This is a genomic window from Massilia timonae CCUG 45783, from assembly GCF_000315425.1.
Classification (GTDB): Bacteria; Pseudomonadota; Gammaproteobacteria; order Burkholderiales; family Burkholderiaceae_D; genus Telluria; species Telluria timonae.
The window spans coordinates 290,901-312,464 of record NZ_JH992925.1; the positions used below are offsets into that span (position 1 = coordinate 290,901).

General features: G+C 70.1%; 15 protein-coding genes and 1 pseudogene. 7 read left to right on the forward strand and 9 right to left on the reverse strand.

All coding sequences use genetic code 11. The annotated features are described in order from the left end of the window. Positions 1–232: 232 nt before the first annotated feature. The 3 genes and pseudogenes from HMPREF9710_RS28950 to HMPREF9710_RS21555 all read left to right on the forward strand — a co-directional run. Positions 233–463: pseudogene (locus HMPREF9710_RS28950) on the forward strand (hypothetical protein); the annotation flags it as partial. 341 nt (positions 464–804) lie between these two features. Next, the gene (locus HMPREF9710_RS21550; RefSeq protein ID WP_005669910.1) at positions 805–2,544 is read left to right on the forward strand and encodes a sensor histidine kinase; all 1,740 of its coding nucleotides are present in this window, start codon (positions 805–807) and stop codon (positions 2,542–2,544) included. A 112-nt stretch (positions 2,545–2,656) separates the two neighbouring features. Next, complete coding sequence (locus HMPREF9710_RS21555; RefSeq protein WP_005669911.1) at positions 2,657–4,705, forward strand: TonB-dependent receptor; 2,049 nt, start codon at positions 2,657–2,659, stop codon at positions 4,703–4,705. A gap of 81 nt (positions 4,706–4,786) precedes the next feature. Here the strand turns inward: HMPREF9710_RS21555 and HMPREF9710_RS21560 are convergent, their stop codons facing one another. From HMPREF9710_RS21560 to HMPREF9710_RS21580, 5 genes are all read right to left on the reverse strand, one after another. Continuing rightward, positions 4,787–5,425, reverse strand: a complete 639-nt coding sequence (locus HMPREF9710_RS21560) for a superoxide dismutase (protein ID WP_005669913.1) — start codon at positions 5,423–5,425, stop codon at positions 4,787–4,789. A 226-nt stretch (positions 5,426–5,651) separates the two neighbouring features. Next, the gene (locus HMPREF9710_RS21565) at positions 5,652–5,978 is read right to left on the reverse strand and encodes a DUF3325 family protein (protein ID WP_005669916.1); all 327 of its coding nucleotides are present in this window, start codon (positions 5,976–5,978) and stop codon (positions 5,652–5,654) included. Then, positions 5,971–7,650, reverse strand: coding sequence for a PepSY-associated TM helix domain-containing protein (locus HMPREF9710_RS21570; RefSeq protein WP_005669918.1), 1,680 nt, complete (start codon positions 7,648–7,650; stop codon positions 5,971–5,973). Before HMPREF9710_RS21570 ends, HMPREF9710_RS21565 begins: the two co-directional genes overlap by 8 nt. A 1-nt stretch (position 7,651) precedes the next feature. Beyond that, entirely contained in the window at positions 7,652–7,960 is a 309-nt protein-coding gene (locus tag HMPREF9710_RS21575; protein ID WP_005669920.1) for a hypothetical protein, read from the reverse strand. A gap of 188 nt (positions 7,961–8,148) precedes the next feature. Continuing rightward, positions 8,149–8,727, reverse strand: a complete 579-nt coding sequence (locus HMPREF9710_RS21580) for a nuclear transport factor 2 family protein (RefSeq protein WP_005669922.1) — start codon at positions 8,725–8,727, stop codon at positions 8,149–8,151. Between the two features lie 185 nt (positions 8,728–8,912). Between HMPREF9710_RS21580 and HMPREF9710_RS21585 the strand changes: the two genes are divergently transcribed. Both HMPREF9710_RS21585 and HMPREF9710_RS21590 read left to right on the forward strand, forming a co-directional pair. Continuing rightward, positions 8,913–10,793 carry a PAS domain S-box protein gene (locus tag HMPREF9710_RS21585; protein ID WP_005669923.1) on the forward strand — a complete coding sequence of 627 codons (1,881 nt, stop codon included), beginning with the start codon at positions 8,913–8,915 and terminating at the stop codon, positions 10,791–10,793. A gap of 84 nt (positions 10,794–10,877) precedes the next feature. After that, the gene (locus HMPREF9710_RS21590; protein WP_005669924.1) at positions 10,878–11,204 is read left to right on the forward strand and encodes a hypothetical protein; all 327 of its coding nucleotides are present in this window, start codon (positions 10,878–10,880) and stop codon (positions 11,202–11,204) included. 44 nt (positions 11,205–11,248) lie between these two features. Here the strand turns inward: HMPREF9710_RS21590 and HMPREF9710_RS26725 are convergent, their stop codons facing one another. Further along, complete coding sequence (locus HMPREF9710_RS26725; RefSeq protein WP_051205157.1) at positions 11,249–12,718, reverse strand: aryl-sulfate sulfotransferase; 1,470 nt, start codon at positions 12,716–12,718, stop codon at positions 11,249–11,251. Between the two features lie 204 nt (positions 12,719–12,922). On the opposite strand from HMPREF9710_RS26725, the gene HMPREF9710_RS21600 reads away from it, so the two are divergent. Together HMPREF9710_RS21600 and HMPREF9710_RS26730 are read left to right on the forward strand one after the other, a co-directional pair. Beyond that, the gene (locus tag HMPREF9710_RS21600) at positions 12,923–15,418 is read left to right on the forward strand and encodes a heavy metal translocating P-type ATPase (RefSeq protein ID WP_005669926.1); all 2,496 of its coding nucleotides are present in this window, start codon (positions 12,923–12,925) and stop codon (positions 15,416–15,418) included. Positions 15,419–15,581: 163 nt separating this feature from the next. After that, complete coding sequence (locus HMPREF9710_RS26730) at positions 15,582–18,368, forward strand: PAS domain S-box protein (RefSeq protein ID WP_005669927.1); 2,787 nt, start codon at positions 15,582–15,584, stop codon at positions 18,366–18,368. Here HMPREF9710_RS26730 and HMPREF9710_RS21610 read toward each other — a convergent pair. From HMPREF9710_RS21610 to HMPREF9710_RS21620, 3 genes are read right to left on the reverse strand one after another with little or no spacing between them, the layout of a single operon-like run. Then, entirely contained in the window at positions 18,362–19,750 is a 1,389-nt protein-coding gene (locus HMPREF9710_RS21610; protein WP_005669928.1) for a multicopper oxidase family protein, read from the reverse strand. The two genes, HMPREF9710_RS26730 and HMPREF9710_RS21610, sit on opposite strands and share 7 nt — an antisense overlap. Beyond that, the gene (locus HMPREF9710_RS21615) at positions 19,747–21,168 is read right to left on the reverse strand and encodes a TolC family protein (RefSeq protein ID WP_005669929.1); all 1,422 of its coding nucleotides are present in this window, start codon (positions 21,166–21,168) and stop codon (positions 19,747–19,749) included. Before HMPREF9710_RS21615 ends, HMPREF9710_RS21610 begins: the two co-directional genes overlap by 4 nt. Then, on the reverse strand, positions 21,168–21,518 hold the full coding sequence (locus tag HMPREF9710_RS21620; protein WP_005669930.1) for a hypothetical protein: 351 nt from the start codon (positions 21,516–21,518) through the stop codon (positions 21,168–21,170). Before HMPREF9710_RS21620 ends, HMPREF9710_RS21615 begins: the two co-directional genes overlap by 1 nt. Between the last annotated feature and the right edge of the window lie 46 nt (positions 21,519–21,564).

Sequence of the window (21,564 nt, forward strand, 5' to 3'; positions counted from 1 at the left end):
GAACGGCGCCTGGCGGCGCATCGGCCGCGACCAGGGTGTCGACGAGGCCGGCGCCCGCGCCGTGTTCGTCGACCGCGACGGCGTGCTGTGGGTTGCCGGCGAACGCAAGCTCCATTACCTGCGCGAGGGCGCCGGGCGCTTCACCGACACCGGCCTGCGGCTCGATGGCGTGAGCCAGATCGCGCAGGCGCCCGATGGCGCGCTGTGGCTGGCCGAGCGCCGGGGCGGCCGGATGCACCGCGTGGTGCTGCACGAGAATGGGCTGTCGTCCGGCACGGCGCCGCTCGATGCGCCCGCAACCAGCCTCGTGTTCGACGGCGCCGGCGGCCTGTGGCTCGGCACGGCCGGCCGCGGCCTGCTGCACGTGGCGCGCCCGGACGGCCTGGCGGCGCTGGCCGGCGCCAGCCGCTTCACGGCCAGGCACGGCCTGAGCTCGGACTTCGTGTGGCGGCTGCACCTGGATCGCGCCGGCAATCTGTGGGTCGGCACCAATGCCGGCCTGGACCGCTTTCGGCCGCGCATCCTGGCGCCGTCGGCGTTCCCGCCCGGCGCGCTGAACGTGGCGCTGGCCGCCGGCGGCGACGGCAGCCTGTGGGGCGGTCCGGGCAGCGGCTCGGCGCTGCGGCTGCAGGGCGGCAGCGTGCGGGCGCTGGCAATGCCGGCGCCGGTCAACAGCGCCATCAGCGACGCCGAAGGCGGCATCTGGATGGCCGGTCCGGCCGGCATCTGGCGCGCGCGCGGCGCCCGGCTGGAATTCGTGGCCGACCTGCCCCCGGCGCCGCCGGCCAGGCGCCGGTGCGCGCGATGGCGCGCGATGCGCAGGGCGTGCTGTGGGTCTCGATCAACAAGGTGGGCCTGTTCCGGCGCGAGGCGCAAGGATGGGTGCGCGCGCCCGTGGCGCCAGGGCGCGGCAGCCAGCGCATGCCGGTCAGCGCGCTGGCCGCGCCCGACGGCTGGTTGTGGTTCGGCTACCGCGACGGCCTGCTCGAAGCGCGCCGCGGCGGGCAGACGCTGCGCTGGAGCGCGTCCGACGACCTTGGCCATGTCACCGCGCTGGCGCACCACGCGGGCCGCACCTGGGTCGGCGGCCAGCATGGCCTGGCGTATGTCGAAGCGGGCCGCCTGCGCCGCCTGCCGCTGCCGGACGACGGCGCGTTCGACAACATCTATGCCATCGTCCCGGTCGCGGCGGCCACCGGGGCTGCCGATGTCGACCTGTGGCTGCATGCCAGGGCGGGCATTTTCCAGATCGGCGCCGCCGAGCTGCGGCGCGCGATGGCCAGGCCCGGCCACCGGATCCGTTATCGTTCCTTCGACGCGCTGGGCGGCCTGGCGAACGATCCGCACCAGGTGCTGCCGTTGCCGACCGCCGTGCGCGGCGCCGATGGCCGGCTGTGGTTTTCCACGAGCGGCGGGGTGGTGTCGCTCGACCCCGCGCGCCTGCCGCCCGCCGAGCCCGGGCCGATGGTCGGGATCGAGGCGGTCAGCGTGGACGGCGCCCGGGTGGACCCCGCTGCCTCGCTCGGTCTGGCGCCACAGGCGCAGCGCATCGCCATCGACTACACGGCGCCGAGCCTGGCCGCGCCGGAGCGCCTGGGGTTTCGCTACCGGCTGGATGGCTTCGACACCGACTGGGTGGACGCCGGCCGTGCGCGCCAGGCCATCTATACCGGCCTGGCGCCGGGCGCCTATCGCTTTCGCGTCATCGCCCTGAACAAGGATGGCGTGCCAAGCCCGCGCGAGGCGGTGTTGCCGTTCAGGGTGGCGCAGGCGTTCTACCGTCATCCGCTGTTCCTGGCCGGCGCCGCCGTGCTGGCGCTGGCCGCCCTGCGGCTGGCCTACCGGGCCACGGCGCGCCGCGCCGCCGAGCGCGTGCGCGACCGCCTGCAGGAACGCCACCGCGAACGCGAGCGCATCGCGCGCGAGCTGCACGACACCCTGCTGCAGGGCGTGCACGGACTGGTGCTGCGCTTCCAGGCGGCGGCCGACACGCTGCCCACGGACGCGCCCGCCCGCGCGCGCCTGGAACAAGCCCTGGTGCGCGCCGACCAGGTGCTGGTCGAGGGGCGCGAGCGCGTGCGCGCGCTGCGTGGCGGTCCGCTCGACACGCGCGAGCTGCACGAGGCGCTGGCGGCGGCCGGCGAGGAACTGGCCGCGCAATGGGCCTGCGGCTTCGCATTCGCGGTGCGTGGGACGGTGCGACGCCTGCAGCCGGCCGTCCTGGACGAGGTTTGCCGGATCGGTCTCGAGGCGCTGCGCAACGCCTTCGCCCATGCCCGGGCCGCGCAGGTCAGGATCGAGGTCGTGTACCGGCGCTCCGCCTTCGTGCTGACGGTCACGGACGACGGCCGCGGCATCGATCCGGCCTGGCTGCGCGAGCAGGGCCGCCCCGACCACTGGGGCTTGCGCGGCATGCGCGAACGCGCCGAGCGCATCGGCGCCAGGCTCGACATCCACAGCGGCGGCGGTCGGGAGGGATGGCGCGGCACGCGGGTGGCGCTGACGCTGCCGGCGCGCATGGCTTACCGGGGTCGCCCGTTCTGAGCAGGAGACGCAGCCGGAAGCTGGTGTGGCTTGCCCGAATTATTGAGAATGGGATATCATTATCGAATCGATGCCCTGGCATCCTTTCCCGTCGTACTCCTCTACTTCAATAATGAAAACAAAGCTCCTCCCCCTGGCGCTGGGCCTGTCCTCGCTCGCGTCCGCCGTCCACGCCGCCGACCCCACGATCGTGATGGGCGAAGTGCGCGTCAGCGCCCAGCGCGACGCCGGCGCGCTGCGTCCGAGCACCGTGCTGACCTCGGTCGACGTGCTCGGCGCCGACAAGATCGAGGACAAGCACGTCGCCAGCAGCTGGGAACTGGTCGGGCAGCTGCCGGGCACCCAGATGACCGAAACCCGCATGGGCGCCGAGTCGGGCAAGGCGACCTTCCGCGCCTTCAATGGCGAAGGGTATATCAACGCCATCAAGGTGCTGATCGACGGCATTCCGAGCAATGTCAACAGCGGCAACCAGCGCTTCATCGATATGATCTTCCCGCTCGAAGTCGACTATGTCGAAGTGGTGCGCGGCACCAACGACCCGCGCTACGGTCTGCACAACATCGGCGGCAACATCAACCTCGGGACGCGCCAGGGCGGCAACTACTTCGACGGCCGTTTCACCGTCGGCAGCTTCGACACGCGCGAAGCCCAACTGGTCTATGGGCGCGAGGCCGACGGCTTTTCCCAGAACTATGTCTTGGCAAGACAGGATGCCAACAGCTACCGCCGCAGCCACGGCGATTCGGAGCGCTACACGGCGGCCGGCAAGTGGTTCCTCACGTCGAAGGACAAGTCGCTCACCGGCGGCATCGTGCTGCGCACCTACAAGCATGACGCCGACGAGCCAGGCTTTTTGACCGCCACCGAACTGGCCGCCGACCGGCGCCAGTCGCCGGCCAAGAACGTCAACGACATCACCTACCGCGAGATGAACCACGCCAGTGCCCACCTGGACTGGCAAATCTCGAAAGACGCCTTCCTCAGCAACAAGCTGTACTACAACGATTACCACGACGACCGCCGCGTCACCTTCACCAGCAACCCGGAAGGCAACGGGCCGCGCCAGCGCCGCGAGTGGGATGAGCACCAGTTCGGCTTCATGAGCACGCTGACCTGGCGCGCCAGCGAGCGTGTCACGGTCGACGGCGGCGTGAACACAGAGCGCCAGAACAATTTCTACAAGCGTTCACGCTACGCGTATGCGATGCCGACCGATTTCAGCAATCCGGCGCGGGTGCAAAACGACGACCGCTATTACCTGAACAACGTTGGCGCCTACGCCCAGGCGGTGATCAAGGCCACCGACACGCTGCGCATCGTGCCGGGTTACCGGGTCGACCGTTTCACCGGCAGCAATCCGCTGCCCGGCGGCGGATCGGCCGGCCTGCAGGACTACGGCTGGATCAAGCAGCCGAAACTGAGCATGGTGTACTCCCCGGCCGAGGACGTCAGCGTGTACGCCAACTGGGGCCGCACCTTCCAGATTCTGACCGGATCGGTCATGCCGGCCTACCTGCTGCCGGGGCAGGGGCCGTTCGACGCCTCGAGCAATACCGGCAAGGAAATCGGCATCAAGCTCAAGCCGAGCGCGCGTTCCGACCTGCGCCTGGCGATCTGGCGCCAGGACGCCTCCGGCGAGGCGGCGAACATGCCGGCCACCGGCACCTCGGTGGCGCTCGGCGAGACGCGGCGCGAGGGCATCGACCTGCAATTGTCTGGCCGCCTGTCGGACCGGCTCCAGGTCTGGGCGTCGCATTCGCTCCAGAAGGCCGAGGCGGTGAGCGCCATGACCGACGCCGGCGTTTCGCTGGCCGGCAAGGAACTGTTTTCGACGCCGCGCTACATCAGCAACGTCGGCCTCGACTACCATCCGTCCGAGCGCTGGCACCTCGGCCTGCAGGGCCGGGCGCAGGGAGATTACTACATCGACCGTGCGAACCAGCTCGGCAAGTACGGCGGCTTCGTGTTGTTCGATGCCAATGTGTCGTATGCAATCACGCCACGCGTGAGCATCGACCTGCAGGTCAAGAACCTGGCCGACCGTCGTTACGAATATGCGTGGTACGACGAGTACTGGTGGCCGGCCGGTCAGGCCCAACCGATGTATTCGTCGGGCAACGGTCGCGCGGCGTATGTATCGCTGAACGTGAAACTGTAAGTCCGCGGCGGGCGGTTGGATCGACAGTCGCATGCAAAAGGGCGCGCCGGAGGGCGCGCCCTTTTTCAGCAGCCGGTCGACTTAGCCGGCCTGGCTGCCCAACGCCTCATCGTAACGACGCTCGACTTCGGCCCAGTTGATGATGTTGAAGAAGGCCGCGATATAGTCAGGACGCTTGTTCTGGTACTGCAGGTAATAGGCGTGCTCCCACACGTCCAGGCCCAGGATCGGCGTGCCGCCCGACATGCCGGCGAACTCGCCCATCAGCGGATTGTCCTGGTTGGCGCTGCTTTCGACCAGCAGCTTGCCGTCCTTGCCCAGGGTCAGCCAGGCCCAGCCGCTACCGAAGCGGGTCTGGGCGGCCTTGGTGAAGGCGTCCTTGAACCGGTCGAATCCGCCGAGGTCGTCCTCGATGGCCTTGGCCAGCTTGCCCGAAGGCTGGCCGCCATCCGGGCTCAGCACGGTCCAGAACAGCGCGTGGTTGGCGTGGCCGCCGCCGTTGTTGCGCACCACGGTGTGGATGTTCTGCGGCAGCGCGCCGATATTGCTGATCAGTTCTTCGACCGGCACCTCGGCCACGCTGGCCTCGGCCAGGGCGTTGTTGACGTTGGTGATATAGGTCTGGTGGTGCTTGGTGTGGTGGATTTCCATCGTGCGCGCATCGAAATGCGGCTCGAGGGCATCGTAGGCGTACGGCAGTGGCGGCAGTGCATAAGGCATGATCATTCTCCGTTCAGATGGTTGGGAACACTGTTCCGGCATGAAACGTTGCACCGGGACCGGTCGGTCCCGCGGTTTGCATGGTCAGGTCGTATTACACAACCTCAAGCGTGCTTGAGGTCAAGTGAAATGCGCGACCCTCTCGATCGCGCCGTTCCAGCGACGTGCCATGCGGGCAAAACCGGCAAGCAGGACGGGGCGTGCGGCCGCGCACCCCAGGGATGACTCACCGGGCGCCTGATCCTGTCCAGAATACCAGCATCCCGAGGATGCTGGCGCGCCAGGTGAGCGTGAAGGCGATCGTGAGCGTGGCGCCGGCCAGCGCCATGAACCATACCAGCACCGCGATCGACGGCGAATCCACCGTCAGGCAGAGCACCAGCGACAGCAGCAGGGCGGCGGCGCCGCCCAGGCGCAGGGTCTTGGCCAGGGCCGGGGAAAGAGGCGCCGCGCCCCTTGCCTGGGTCCAGTGCACGTCCATCGACAGGGCGAGCCACCCCATGCCGGCGACGCAGGCCAGCAGGGCCAGCAGCAGGAGCAGCGCGTCAGGCATGGCCGGCCTCCAGGGTCACGTTCTTGAGCGCCAGCGGGCGCGCTGCGCGCTGGCGCAGCTTGCGCGCGGCCAGCAGCGCCAGCGCGGCGCTGGTGAGCATGAACAGGTCGGCGCCGGCCACCGGCCAGTAGCCGGAGGCGACCGTGCGCAGCAGGTGGTCGCCGGTGGTGATCCAGTTGAGCACCGGCGCCGTCACCGCCAGCACGGCGATGGCCAGGCACTGCTCGCGCCAGGCCGGGGCCAGGCGGCCCTCGGCGACCGCGGCGGTGCGCCAGAAGGCGTGCGCGCCAGCCGCCACCCAGCTGCCCCAGAACAGGTATTTCTCCATGGCGCCGCGCAGCGGCCAGCCGGCCGGCATGACGTCGGGCAGCAGGCGGTTGGCGATCAGCATCGTCAGGGTGGCCACCAGCATGCCGGTGACGACCGTGACGGCCAGCGCGTCGACCACGCGCGCGCCGCTCACGCCCTGCCTGGCGTGCTGGCGCTTGCGCTTCTCGACGAAGAAGAACAGGCCGGTGGCGATGCAGGCCGCGCCCGACAGGCCGCCCAGCACGTACAGCCAGCGCAGCAGCCAGTGCTTGAAGTGCTGCAGGTGCAGGCCGGTCAGGAATTCATTGATGCGCGCCACCACGGTCGGCGGCGGATCCTCGCGCAGCAGCTCGCCGGTGGAGGCCTTGAAGTGGATGCCTTCGCCGGTCAGCTGGACGCGGTCGGTGCCGGCGCGGTACACGCTGACATAGCCGTTGGCGTCGCCCACGTGCTGGATGTTCAGGTAGCCGACGTCGCCGGCCATGCCCTTGGCGGCCCAGCGGCGCTGCGCTTCGGCCACCATGGCGTCGACCGAGGCGAGCGGGGCCGCCACGCCGGCGCGGTCGTGCGGCAGGCCGGTTTCCTTCGATTCCATCATTTCATGGCGGTCGTGCAGCGGGGTCAGTTGGGTATGCGTGACCGGGAAATAGATATAGGCGAAGATCACCAGGCCGGTGAAGGCGAAGAAGAAGTGGAAGGGCAGGGCCACGACGCCGGTCAGGTTGTGCAGGTCGAGCATGCTGCGCTGGGTGCTCTTGTTCGGGCGGAAGGTGAACAGTTCGCGGAAGATCTTGCGGTGCATGATGACGCCGGTGACCAGGGCCATCAGCATCATCAGGGCAGAGAAGCCCACGATCCAGTAGCCGACGTTCTTCCAGTCGAGGGTCAGGCTGTAGTGCAGCGGATAGAAGAATTCGCTGCCGATCTTGAGGCGGTCCACCGGCAGGGCCTCGCCCGTGCGCGGATCGACCGTGCGGTTGGCCCAGATCGCCGTTTCATGGTCTTTCGCATTCGGCACTTCGTAGCCGGCGAACAGCAGCAGCACCGGATCGCGGTGGGTGGTGTATGCGCCCCAGCTGCGCGGCGTGTCGAAGTGGGCCGGCAGCGGGCCGTCGGCCAGCGGCGCCGTCATGGCGCGGGCCGCGGCGTCGGGCTGCATCTCCTTGAAGATCGGCGCCAGCATCTTGTCGAACGACGGCATCGGCTGCGGTTCGTAGCGGGTGTCGGGGATGGCCCAGCGGTCGATCTCGCGGTCGAACACGGACAGCGAGCCGAAGAAGAACACGACCATCAGCACCAGGCCCAGCGCCAGGCCGAACCAGGTGTGCAGCCAGGCCATCGTATGGCGGAAGTTGGGAAACATGTCAGACCCCCGACGCAATGATCAGGCTCTGCAGCCACCAGGCCACCGCGCTCATCAGCGCGCCGCCGCCCACCAGCACCAGCGCTACCTTGCGCAGCCCCTGGGTGGCGAAGGCCACCAGGAAGGCGGTCAGGAAGACCAGGAAACCGATAATGTAAGACAGGTGCTCGGCATCGTGGAATTCCATGCCGGCGCTGTACAGCAGGGCGATGCCCAGGGCGACGACGCCCCAGGTGAAGGCGTAGCCGCCGAGGATGGCCACCGCGGTGCGCGAGGCGATGTGGCGGGGCGTCAGAGTGAGTGAGGTCATGGTCGCGCTGGTTGGGCGTGGCAAGAATGATGGAAGCTGTAAATGAGACAGCAAATGATAATCATTCTCATGATAGATGCATCACGTCGCCTTGACAAGCAGTCACATGGAAATTGAACGTGGCCGTGGCCGACAAGCATCGGAGGCCGTGCCGGCCCGTCTGGCCGGCCAGGAGAAGGGGCGAGGGCTCAGCGCTGTGTCCGGAGGTCGCGCTGGGCCGCGAGCGGGCGGATTTCGGTGGTCTGCTGCATGGTATTGCGCCATCCCTCCGGCCCCAGCACCCACATGCGGACATACCGTCCGCGCAGGTCGCGGGGACCGTCGGCGCCCTGCGCCGCCGCCCGGAACCGGCCCGTGACCAGCGCCGCCTGGCCATTGTCGAGCATCCGGATCTCGGTATCGTCGACTTCGTAGGAGCGGAACTCGTATTCGTCGCGCGTCAGCAGTTGCAGGAACTCGGTCCTGGTGCGGGCGCGGCCGCGCGTCTCGACGTGGTAATAGTCGCGGCTGATCAAGTGGCGCAGGGTGGCCACGTCGCGGCTGGACACGGCCTGGGCGCGCCGCTGCTCGGCCGCGCGCACGGCCGCGCGCATGGCCTCGCGCATGGCCTCGACATCACGCGCGGCGCCGGTCATACCCGGCATGGATACGGCGGATGCGGGTTTGGGCGCGCCGGACAGGGTGACGTCTTCCGCCATGCCGGCGGCGGCTGGCTGGAACACGGCGAGGCAGAGCAGGGCGCACGGCAGGAAGGGCAGGATTCGCATGGTAGACAAATGAATGTTCGCACGGCGCAAGTATATAAATTCTTGCGCGTAAACTTGTAACAAATTTTTGCCATCCCGCCGGGCGGGACGCTCCAGCCATCATGTGCGGGGGATCGGGTGTCTGCTCTGCTACAGTAAGGTACGGCCATTCGGCGAGCGACCTGGAGATGATTCTTTCTTGAGCCATGATTGCAGCCGCCCCGCCTCCCGATGAACACGAGCGTCTCGCGCTGCTGCGCGAGCTCGACCTGCTGGACACGCCGGCCGAGCTCGTCTTCGACCGGGTGGTCCGTCTGGCCAGCCGCCTGCTGGAGGTGCCGATGGCGGCGTTCTCGCTGATCGACGCCGAGCGCCAGTGGTTCAAGTCGCGGGTGGGCATCGAGGCCGGCGAAACGCCGCGCGCGGATGCCTTCTGCGCCCACACGCTCCTGCAGGACGAGCCGCTGGTGGTGCCGGTTGCGCGCCACGACCCGCGCTTCGCCGACAATCCGCTGGTCGCCGGGGCGCCCGCCATCCGCTTCTACGCCGGCGTGCCGGTGCGTTCGAGCGCCGGGCCGGCGCTGGGCGCCCTGTGCGCGATCGATGTCGTGCCGCGCCAGCTCGACGCCGAGCAGAAGGCGGTGCTGGTCGACCTGGCCGCCATCATCATGCGCGAGGTGCAGTACCGCGAGCGGCTGGCGGCGGCGCGCTCGCGGCTGCAGCACAGCGACGCGGTGCTGGACGCGAGCGAGGCCCGCTTTCGCGCCGTGTTCGAGATCGCCAGCGTCGGCATCGCGCTGACGACGCCGGACGGGCGCTGGATCAGCATCAACCGGGCGCTGAGCGAGCTGCTCGGCTATACGGCCGACGAGCTGCAGGGACGCGGTTTCGCCGACGTCACCCACGAGGACGACCGCGCCGAAGACGCGGCCCTGATGGGGCGTCTGGCACGGGGCGAGATCGACGCGCTGCGGCGCCAGAAGCGCTACCTGCGCAGGGACGGTTCGCCGGTGTGGGTCGAGGTCGACGTCAAGCGCAAGCGCGACCCCGCCGGGCGTCCCGAATACGATGTGTCGGTGATCAAGGACATCCACGCGCAAAAGCTGGCGGAAGAAGAACTGGCGCGCCTGCACGCCGATCTCGAGCGGCGGGTCGAGGCGCGCACGCGCGAGCTCGGCGAGCGCGAGGAAGAACTGCGCAGCGTGATCGACAACGCCAACGACGCCTACATCAGCCTGGACCGCAAAGGCCGGGTCACCGCCTGGAACCGCCAGGCCGAGCAGACCTTCGGCTGGAGCGCGAAGGAAGCGCTGGGCCGGCCGCTCGAGGCGCTGATCATCCCGGCCGAGCTGTCCGGCGCCCACCGCGACGGCATGCAGCTCTACCTGCGCACCGGCACCTCGCGCATCCTCGACCGCCGGGTCGAGCTGCCGGCGCTGCGGCGCGACGGCAGCCGGCTCACGGTCGAGGTGCGCATCCGCCGCCACGAGGTGCGCGGCGAACCCGTCTTCAGCGCCTTCCTGCACGACGTCACCCTGCGCCGGCAGCGCGACGCCCAGCGCGAATACGAGACCCGGCACGACCTGCTGACCGGCCTGCAGAACCGGCGCGCGCTGATGGAGGCGCTGCCGCTGGCGCAGGCGCGCGCCGACCGCGGCCAGGGCCGGCTCGGCCTGCTGTTCATCGACCTGGACGGCTTCAAGGCGGTCAACGACCAGCTCGGCCACGACGGCGGCGACGCCTTGCTGCGGGCCATCGCCGAGCGCCTGCGCCAGGCGGTGCGGCGCACCGACAGCGTATTCCGACTGGCGGGCGACGAGTTCACGGTGCTGCTCGCCGACCTGGCCGGTGGCCTGGTCGATGCGCACCGGGTCGGCCGCAAGCTGGTCGAGGCGGTCTCCCTCCCCGTGCAGCTGTGCGGCGCGACGGTCCGGGTCGGGGCCAGCATCGGGAACGCGGTGCAGGCGCCGGGGCAGGCGCCCACGCCGGAAGAATTGATCAAGGAAGCCGACCACTGGATGTACGAGGCCAAGAAATCGGGACGCGGCTGCGTCCTGCCGCTTCCGCCCGCGCCGCAACAGGGTTAGGATAGCCGACATGCCATGCGCGCCGACCGGCGCCGGGTCTTTGCCGGGCGCAGGCTGTCAACCAGATTCATTCAGGAGAGCAAAATGCATACCGTTGGCTCACAGAAGCCCCTCGCGCACAAGGCCACGCTGCGCATCGACCTGCTGCGGGTCGGCCTGGCGACCGCGTTGATCCTGCTGGCGCCGCTGGTCGCCATGCAATTCACGCGCGAAGTCGCCTGGACCGGCCGTGATTTCGGCGCCGCCGCGCTGTTGCTTGCGGGCGCGGGGCTGGCCTGCCTGCGCACGGCGCGCCGGGTGGCGCACTGGCAGCCTTGGCGGCGGCTCGCCGTCGTCGGTGCGGTGGCGCTGGGATTTGCCGCGCTGTGGGTCGAACTCGCGGTCGGCGTCTTGTTCAACGTCGGCAGTTGAAGCCGGCCGCGCCAGGAGCGACTCCCACCTGCCGGAACAGGCTCTCAGCGCAGGCGCAGGTCTTCCAGGCGCAAGGGCTGGGCGATGAAGACGGTGTTGCAGGCCGTGGTCGGGTAGGCGTAATCGAAGGCCACCTGGCCGGCGCTGTCGACGGCGATCAAGCGCGCCAGCGTGTTCGTCTCCAGCGCTGCGTAGGCCATCAGGTAGCGACCGGCAGCGCCTTCGTAGGCGGATGAGCAGACGTTCGACAGTAGTTTGCGGTCCCCATCCCAGGTCCAGACTTCGCGCGCGGTGCGCGCCGTTTCGTCGATCGCGTAGCGCGACGGCGTACTGTAGCTGCGGTTTTCGCCCGCTGGCGCGCCCGGGGGCGGGTTGAGGCTGGCCAGCCCGTTGTTGAACATGATGAGCTCGCGGTTCGGCGCGACCGACAGCGAATGCTGGCCGATCGGCGCCTTGCCCTCGGTGACGCGCAGCGCCAGCGCGCGCAGCGACGGATAGTTGACGTACCAGTGCTTGCTGGTGTCGCCCAGCAGCCAGCGGATGGCGCCCGTCTCGTAGTCGAGCTTGACGACGAAGTTCTCGCGGCTGGAGATCAGTAGCGAATTGTCGTGGGCGTCGTAGATGGCCGAGTTCATGTGGAACCAGTCGATGCCGTCGCGCACGAAGTTGTCGGGATTGTCGCCGCCGGCGCGCATCGCCGCGCGGAAGATCTGGCCCAGGTCCCATTCCTTGAGCACCCGCCCCGAGATGTCGATCTCGGCCAGGATCGACTCCACCAGCTGCACGCCGCCGACCAGGGCGTCGAGCTCGGCCAGGAAGCCGGTCTTGCCGCGCGCCAGTTCGTGGTGGAAGTTGGTGAAGCGCGTGTCGTCGAGGCGGCTGCTGCGCACGCTGCCATCGACGTCGACCTTGTGCAGCAGCGGGGCGTCCTGGTCGCCGACATAGAAGGCGTCGTCGCCGAACAGCGAGGAGAACGAGCTGCCAGGTGCGGCGCCGGCCCAGCGCATCTGGCCGTCGCTGTCGAGGATGACCGGCATCGTGACGCCGTTCTTGATCAGCATGTACTCGACACCGGGCGAAGCCGCCCCGCGCGCGGTGCGCACTTCGGGCGTGGCGTAGACGGTGGCCGGGCCGGTGTAGGGGCCGGTGGCCAGCGCCACTTGCGCCACGTGGGTGGATCCATCGCGAAAGCGCGTCGTGAGCGTGAGCTCGTTGAGGTGGCTGGCATACAGGCCGAAGACGGGGAAGGCGATGCGCCTGGCAGATGCGTCCCAGGCCGCGCGCCGCCCGAGCCAGGCGTGGTCGTAGGTGACCGCGACCGGCAGCGAATGCGAGCCCGGGCGGCCGGCGATCGTGTAGCGCACGCTGTCGAGGTGGGCGAAGTTGTCCAGCGTATAGCTCAGCTGCGCGACGAAAGGCGTGGCCCCGGCGGCCTGGTCGATGGCGCCGATGCCGGCGCGTTCGGCCTGGGACCGGTCGTCGTCGCTGCCGCAGGCGGCCAACAAGACCGTCATCAGTATCCAGAGCAATAGCGTGGTTGGCGACTTCATCAGCGCGTTCATCGATCCTCCGCGGGTCGGTGCCGAATCCTCGAAACGAGGCCCAGCTCCTTTGTATTCCGTTTGGCGGGCCCGTGCCTGCGACCGGCGCAAGCCCTTCGCGCGAACTAAATAACAAACGCTTGACCTTCCCATGGTGGGAAGGACTATGCTGTTGGTATGGATTCAAAGAACAAGCAAATGAACAACACTGTCCTGAACATCGAAGGCATGACCTGCGCCTCTTGCGTGGCGCGGGTCGAGAAGGCGCTGCGCGCGGTGCCGGGCGTGAGCGGCGCCAGCGTCAACCTGGCCACCGAGAAGGCCAGCGTGCAGGGCCAGGCCGCGCCCGAGATCCTGATGGCGGCCGTGCACGCGGCCGGGTACGAGGCTGAGCTCGAACTGCCGGACGCCGCCGGCGCGGCCCCGGCGCGGCGCAAGGAAACCGGCGCGACGCTGCCGGCCTGGTGGCCGGTGGCCGCCGCCATGCTGCTGAGCCTGCCGCTGGTGCTGCCGATGCTGGCCGCGGCGTTCGGTCATCGCCTGGCGCTGCCCGGCTGGCTGCAGCTGGCGCTGGCCACGCCGGTCCAGTTCTGGCTCGGCGCACGCTTCTACCGCGCCGGCTGGAAGGCGCTGCGCGCCGGCAGCGGCAATATGGACCTGCTGGTGGCGCTCGGCACCAGCGCCGCCTATGGCCTGTCGGTCTACCTCCTGCTGGGCGCGGGCGCGCACGGCGCCCATCCCGAACCGCACCTGTATTTCGAAACGTCGGCGGTCGTGATCACCCTGGTCTTGCTGGGCAAGTGGCTGGAAGGCCGCGCCAAGCGCCAGACCCTGGCCGCGCTCGATGCCTTGGGCCGCCTGCGGCCCGCCGAGGCGCTGGTGCGGCGCGACGGCCACGACGTGCTGGTGGCGCTGGCCGCGCTGCGCGTGGGCGAGCTGATGGTGGTCAAGCCCGGCGCGCGGGTGCCGGCCGACGGCGTCGTGGTCGACGGCCGCAGCCACCTGGACGAGTCGCTGCTGACCGGCGAGAGCCTGCCGGTGGCGAAGGAGCCGGGCGACCGGGTGGCCGGCGGCGCCGTCAATGCCGACGGCCTGCTGCTGGTCGAGGCGACGGCGGTCGGCGCGGCGACGATGCTGTCGCAGATCATCCGCATGGTCGAGGATGCGCAGGCGGTCAAGGCGCCGATCCAGCGCCTGGTGGACCGGGTCAGCGCGGTGTTCGTGCCGGTCGTGCTGGCGATCGCGCTGGCGACCCTGCTGGGCTGGGGCCTGGCGGGCGGCGACTGGCAGGCGGCGCTGCTCAATGCGGTGGCGGTGCTGGTGATCGCCTGCCCGTGCGCGCTGGGCCTGGCCACGCCCACCGCGGTCATGGTCGGCACCGGCGCGGCCGCCCGCCACGGCATCCTGATCAAGGACGCCGAGGCGCTCGAGACCGCGCATGCGCTGGACGTCGTGGTGTTCGACAAGACCGGCACCCTGACCGAGGGCCGGCCGCAGCTGGTGGCCCACGAAGGCCGCGAGCCGGCGCGGCTGCTGGCGCTGGCCGCCGCCGTGCAGCAGGGCAGTTCGCATCCGCTGGCCGGCGCCGTGCTCGAGGAGGCGGCGCGCCAGGGCCTGGCGCTGCCAGCGGCGCGCGCCGCGCGTGCCTTGCCGGGTCGTGGGGTCGAGGCCGAGGTCGACGGCGCCACCATCGTGCTCGGCAACCGGCGCCTGATGATCGATCTCGGCGTGCCGGCGACCGGCGCCGAGGGCCATGAAGCGGCCGGACGCACCGTGTCGTGGCTGGCCGAGCGCCGCGACGGCCGGGTGCGGGTGCTGGGCCTGCTCGCCTTCGGCGACCGCATCAAGCCGGGCGCATCAAGCGCCGTCGCGCGCCTGAAGGCAGCCGGCATCGAGCCGGTCCTGCTCAGCGGCGACAGCCCCGGCGCCGCGCGCACGGTGGCGCAGGCGCTCGGCATCGCGCGCGTGCATGCCGAGGTGCTGCCCGCGGACAAGGCGCAGGTGGTCGCCAGCCTGCGCCAGGGCGGGCGCAAGGTCGCGATGGTCGGTGACGGCATCAACGACGCGCCGGCCCTGGCGGCGGCCGACGTCGGCATGGCGATGGCGACCGGCACCGATGTCGCCATGCACAGCGCCGGCGTGACCCTGATGCGCGGCGATCCGCGGCTGGTGGCCGACGCCATCGCGGTGTCGCGCCGCACCTACCGCAAGATCCGCCAGAACCTGGGCTGGGCTTTCATCTATAACGTGATCGGCCTGCCGCTGGCGGCCTTCGGGCTGCTCGATCCGGTGCTGGCCGGCGCCGCGATGGCGCTCAGCTCGGTCAGCGTGGTCGCCAACGCGCTGCTGCTGCGGCGCTGGGCGCCGGCGCCGGCCGCCGCGACGCCCGAGGCTGCCACCGTATCCGCATCCGAACCCTTTTCAACCACCGGGACATCGATGTCCCATCCGACAGGAGAACACAGCATGTATGAACTGACCGTGGAAGGCATGAGCTGCAATCACTGCGTGGGCCGCGTCACCAAATCGGTGCAGGCGGTCGACGCCGACGCCAAGGTCGCGATCGACCTCGACAAGGCCAGCGTGCGGATCGGCAGCCACGCCGACCTCGACCGCATCGTGGCCGCCATCGACGGCGCCGGCTATCCGGTCACCGCGCGCGCCCCGGCCTAGGGCTTTTTCGCCACGCAGTATCAAATGTGGACGATTAGATATTGAATCTGCCCCCTATGCAGTGGGAATTGCGTTATATTTTATTGAAACGACAATAACACCAGGCGCCGCCCGGACAGCCGCAAACCCCTGCTGCCCCGCCGGATCCTGCACGGGGACATCTATGCGACACGGCGTTCTGGCGGAACCGACGGATCTGGCAAGGCATCCTCCGAGCGGCGCCCAGTTGCGCCACGTGGTATGGGTGCTGGCTTGCCTGGCGCTGGCCTTCGCGCTGCTGGCGCCGGCCGCCGGGGTGCCGCTGGCGCGGGCGCCGGAATTCATTCCCCTCTACGGCGCGGTGCTGATCGGCGCCAATCTGCTCACCGGCATCCTGCTGCTGGGTCACGTGCACACGGGACGCTCGCGCGCGCTCGGCATCCTGGTGCTGGGGTATCTGCTCACGGCGCTGATCGCCAGCGCCCACCTGCTGACCTTTCCGGGCCTGTTCGCCGACCAGGGCGTGCTCGGCGGGAACAACCAGACCACGCCCTGGCTGCACATCGCCTGGCATGCGCTGTTCCCGCTGTTCGTGCTCGGCTATACCCGCAGCACCCACGCGGCGCCGTTGCCGCCGCACTTCATGCGCTTCGGCGCCTTGCTGATCGTGCTGGTCGCGGCGCTGCTGGTGCTGTTGTCGACCTCGGGCGCGGCCTGGCTGCCGCCGGTGATGGCGGGAACCCGCACGCTGCCGCTGTACCACTGGATCGCGGGGGCGGTGCTGGCGCTGTCGGTCGGGGTCTTGTGGGCCATCGTGCGCAAGCACCCGCGCACCGTGCTCGATGCCTGGCTGGCGGTGGCGCTGGCGGCCTGGGTGTTCGAGGTGGCGCTGTCGTGCGTGCTCAATGGCGGCATGTTCGACCTGGGCTTCTATGCCGGCCGCCTGTACGGCCTGGCCGCCGCGCTGTTCGTGCTGGGCGCGCTGGCGATCGACAATATCGCGCTGCACGCGCGCCTGCACGCGACTTTCCAGGAAATGATGGAAACCCGCGCCCATGCCCAATGGCAGAGCCTGCTGGGGACGGTGCTGCGGCAGTTGCCGGACGGGGTGCTGATCGTCGACGCGGCGGGGCGCTGCGTGATGGCCAACGACCAGGCCGGCCGGATGGCGGCCTGCTTCCAGCCCGGGGACGCCGATGGCGCGCAGGATGTGGCGCAATCCGTGGCGCCATCCGTGGCGCAAGCCGGCATGACAGCCATGCTGGAGCTGATCCGCGATCCGGTGGCGCGTGCGATCGGCGGCGAGACCTTTCGCGAGGCCTTGCTGGAAAGCGAGCGCAACGGCGTACGGCGCGCCTACACGGTGAGCGGCGCGCCGCTGCGCGACGGCGCGGTCGAACTGGCGGCGGCGGTGATCGTGGTGGACGACATCACCGAGCGCACCGAGGCCAGCGCGGCCCTGGCGCGTGCGCTGGACCAGACGCGCTACCTGATTCAACATACGCCGCTGGCCGTGATCGAATGGAACCGCGAGCTGGTCGTCACCCTGTGGAACGGGCGCGCCGAAGAGCTGTTCGGCTGGCGCCAGCACGAAGTGATCGGCGAGCGCATCGATGCGCTGCCGCTGATCCACGAGGGCGACGCCGACCAGGTCGGGGCAATGATCCGGCGCCTGCTCGATTCGCCCACCCGCCACGCCAAATCGAGCAACCGCAACCGCACCCGCGACGGCCGCGTGCTGTGCTGCGAATGGTACAACTCGGTGCTGGTCGACGAGGCCGGCGACATCCTGACCGTGTTCTCGCTGGTGCTGGACGTGACCGAGCGCGAACAGGCGATGGATGGCCTGCGCGAAGCCGACCAGCGCAAGGACGTGTACATCGCCACGCTGGCGCACGAGCTGCGCAATCCGCTGGCGCCGATCGCCAACGCGGCCTCGCTCCTGCGCGTCAAGTCATTGCCGCCCGAGCGCATCGAGTGGATCGCCTCCATGGTCGGGCGCCAGGCGGCCCAGATGGCGCGCCTGCTGGACGACCTGCTGGACGTCTCGCGCATCGGGCGCGGCAAGATCGAGCTGCGGCGCGCGCGGGTCGAACTGGGACGCCTGATCCGCGACGCCCTGCAGGCCAGCATGCCGCTGATCGAGAGCGGGCGTCACCAGGTGGCGCTCAGGCTGGTCGACGAACCCCTGTGGGTCGAGGCCGACGCGCTGCGCCTGACCCAGGTGTTCGCGAACCTGATCAACAATGCGGCCAAGTACACGCCGCCCGGCGGGGCGCTCGAGATCGGGCTGCGCTCGGAGAACGGCGAGGCGGTGGCGTGGGTGGCCGACAATGGGGTCGGCCTGGATCGCGGCATGATCGAGCGCGTGTTCGATGCCTTCGTGCAGGTCAGCAGCGCGCGCCACCTGGCCCAGGGCGGCCTGGGGATCGGGCTGTCGCTGGCCAAGGGTTTCGTCGAGCTGCATGGCGGCAGCATCCACGCCGACAGCGAGGGGCCGGGACAGGGCGCCACCTTCATCGTGCGCCTGCCGCTGTGCGAGGCGGCCGCGCCCGAGGCCCAGGCCGAAGGCCAGGCGGCCGGCGGCGCCGTCGTCGGCAAGCGCATCCTGGTGGCCGACGACAACCTCGACGCCGCCGAGTCGCTGTGCTGGCTGCTGCGCTCCGAAGGCGCGAGCGTGACGGTGGCGCACGACGGCGCCCAGGCGCTGCGACTGTATAACGAACAGGGCGCCGACATCGCCGTGCTCGACCTGGGCATGCCCGAGATGAGCGGACTCGAAGTGGCGGCCATCCTGTCGGCCAGGCGTCCGCGGCCCTACCTGGTCGCGGTCACGGGACGCGGCCGGCAGGAAGACCGCGCTGCTTCGCTGGCGTCCGGCTTCGACGAGCACTGCACCAAGCCGGTCGCGCCGCAGCAGCTGCTCGAGCTGCTGCGCAAGGTGGCGCAGGAGCAGCCGCGCGCTCAGTGATGGTGGCCGCCGTGGTCCTTCGGGCCCGGCTTGCGCGCGTTGAGTGCCGGGCCGGCCGGCGCCGCAGGGGTGGCCGCCGGTGCGCTGGCGGGCGCCGGCACGTCGCCGGTCCATTCGCGCGCGACGCTGCCGGCGGGATGGCTGTACCAGCCGGGATCGCGGTAGTCGCCGCGCTGCAAGCCTTCGCGTACCTTCAGCACCGTGAACATGCCGCCCATCTCCAGGTTGCCGAAGGGGCCGTCGCCGCTCATCATCGGCAGCGTGTTGTGCGGCAGCGCCATCTTCATGTCGCCCATCGAGCCGCCCTTGTCGCCCATGACCATATAGCCCGGCACCAGCTTGTTGATCTTCTCGGCCACGCCGCGGTGGTCGACCCCGATCAGGGTCGGCACGTCATGCCCCATCGCGTTCATCGTGTGGTGCGATTTATGGCAGTGGAAGGCCCAGTCGCCGGGCGCGTCGGCCACGAACTCGATCGCCCGCATCTGGCCCACGGCGACGTCGGTGGTCACCTCCGGCCAGCGCGCCGACTTCGGCACCCAGCCGCCGTCGGTGCCGGCCACTTCGAAGCGGTGGCCGTGCAGGTGGATCGGGTGGTTGGTCATGGTCAGGTTGCCGACCCGGATGCGCACCTTGTCGTTCAGCCGTGCGACCATCGGATCCAGGCCCGGGAACACGCGGCTGTTGATGGTCCACAGGTTGAAGTCGAGCATGGTATTGGTGCGCGGGGTGTAGCTGCCCGGCTCGATGTCGTAGGACGACAGCAGCATCACGTAATCGCGGTCGACGGCGTGCTGGCGCGGATTCTTCGGGTGCGTGACCCAGAAGCCCATCATGCCCATCGCCATCTGCTGCATCTCGTCGGCGTGCGGGTGGTACATGAAGGTGCCGGCGTGGCGCGCCACGAATTCGTAGACGAAGGTTTTACCTGGCTGGATGCCGGGCTGCGTGAGGCCGGTGACGCCGTCCATCCCGCACGGCAGCAACTGGCCGTGCCAGTGCACGCTGGTGTGCTCGGGCAGCTTGTTGGTCACGAAAATGCGCACCCGGTCGCCTTCCACCACCTCGATCGTGGGGCCGGGGCTCTGTCCGTTATAGCCCCACAGATTGGCCTGCATGCCGGGCGCCAGCTCGCGCACCACGGGTTCGGCCACCAGGTGGAATTCCTTGACGCCGTCCTTCATGCGCCAGGGCAGGGTCCAGCCGTTGAGGGTCACGACCGGGTTGTAGGGACGCCCGCCCGGCGGCGCCAGCGGGGCCGCGGTGGCGGCGGAGGTGTGGACGGGGGCTTCGGGCAGCGCGGCGGCGCCGGCGCGGCTCACCAGCGAGGCGCCGAGCATGGTCACGCCGGCGCCGGTCAGGAACGATCTGCGATTGGTCATTGTGCTTCCTTGTGGTCGTGTGCGTGGCCGTGCTTGGTAGCTGGTGCTGGTGCGGGGGCGGGGGCGGGCAGGCGTCCTCCCAGCGCGGCTTCGAGGTCGGCCTCGGCCAGCCAGAAATCCTTGAGGGCGTCGATGGTGGCGTGCACCGCCGCCGCCTGCTCGCGCGCATCGGCCAGCAGCTCGAAGGGACTGGCCAGCATGCCGTTATAGCGCAGCAGGGTCTCGCCTGCGATTTTCTGGCGCAGCGGGATCACCTGGTCGCGGTAGTGGCGCGCCACGTCATGGCTGGCGCGGTAGCCCAGGTAAGCGGCGCGCGCCTCGCTGCGCGCATTCACGGCGGTCTCGGCGACCCGCCCGAGCGCCTGCATGTACACGCTCTGCGCGCGCGCCACGCGGGCGCCGCCCCAGTCGAACAGCGGCAGTTCGAGCGAGATGTCATAGCCTTCGCTGCGCGCTTCGCCGGTCTCGCTCTTGCTGGCATAGCCCAGGTCGAGCACGTTGACCATGCGCGTGGCGCGCGTCAGGCCCAGGTCGGCGGCGGTGCCGGCGGCGGCGGCGCGCGCGGCGCGCACGTCGAGCCGCCGTTCCAGCGCCAGGCGCTCGATGCCGGCCAGTTCCACCGGCCGGGCGGGCAGTTCGGGCAGGCGTTCCGGCAGCGCATAGCCGGCATGAAAGCCCCACAGGCCGAGCTGGCGCGTCAGGTGCTCGCGCGCGGCGTCGCGCGCGCGGCCGGCGCGCAGCACGGCGGCGCCGGCTTCCGCATGGAAGGCCGATTCGCGCGCCAGGTCGAGCGCGCTGGCATTGCCGGCCAGGGTCATGCGTTCCATCAGTTCGCTCGAGGCGTCGGCGGCCGCGGCGACCTGGCGCGCGTACTCGAGCGCCTGGCCGGCGGCCACGGCCTCGATCCAGGCGCGCCGGGTGGCGATCGCGTGGCGCTCGATGGCGGCGGCCACCTGCAGGGTGGTCTCCTGGTGGCGCCGCTCGGCCATGCGCTGGCGCAGCGGCATGGTGAGCAGGCCCGCCAGGTCGAGCGACACGCCGCGCTCGATCTCGCGGCTGCCGCCGCCATCCATGCGCGAGAACCCGAACGAGGGATTGCGCAGGCGCGCGGCCTGGGCCAGGTCGGCCTGGGCGATGCCGGCGTCCCAGTAGCTCGCCTGCAGGCCGGGGTGATTCAGGACGGCGATGCGCACGGCGGCGTCCAGGCCGAGTGGCTCCCTGAGCAGGGCGTCGATTTCATGCGCCAGCGCGCGCCGGTCGTCGTCGCTTCTCAGCAGGCGCGCCTCGACGCCGGTGCGCTCGCGCGCCTCGTCGGCGCTGATGCGCAATGCCGCTTCAGGGTCGGTGCTGGCGCAGCCGGCCAGCAGCAGGGCGGCAGCCGCGGCCAGCGCGCTGCGCGTCATCATCGGGGCGGCCATCAGTGGTGTTCTCCATGCCCGTGGTGGCCCTGGTGGTCGGCCTTCGGTTGTTCCTTCTGCGCAGGCTTGGCGTGGCCGGCATGCGCCGAATGGTCGGCATGGTCGGCATGTGTGGCGTCATGGGCATGCGCCGGCTGGCTGGCCACGATGCGGTTGCTTTCCTGCCAGTTGCGGTCCGGCGTGGTCGCGGCGGCGACGGGCGGGCGCTGGACGTGGGCGCTCTGGTAGCGCGTCTCGGGAACGCCGGCGGCGGGATTGTCGGCGGTGTGCTGGGCGACGGCGGGCATGGCCGCAAGCATGGCGCTCAGCAGGGCGGCCGCGCGCCATGGCGCGGCGGTGTGGGTAAACATGGTGTCCTCGTTCGGATGAAATGCGTCGGACCGCGCGGTGCGCGCG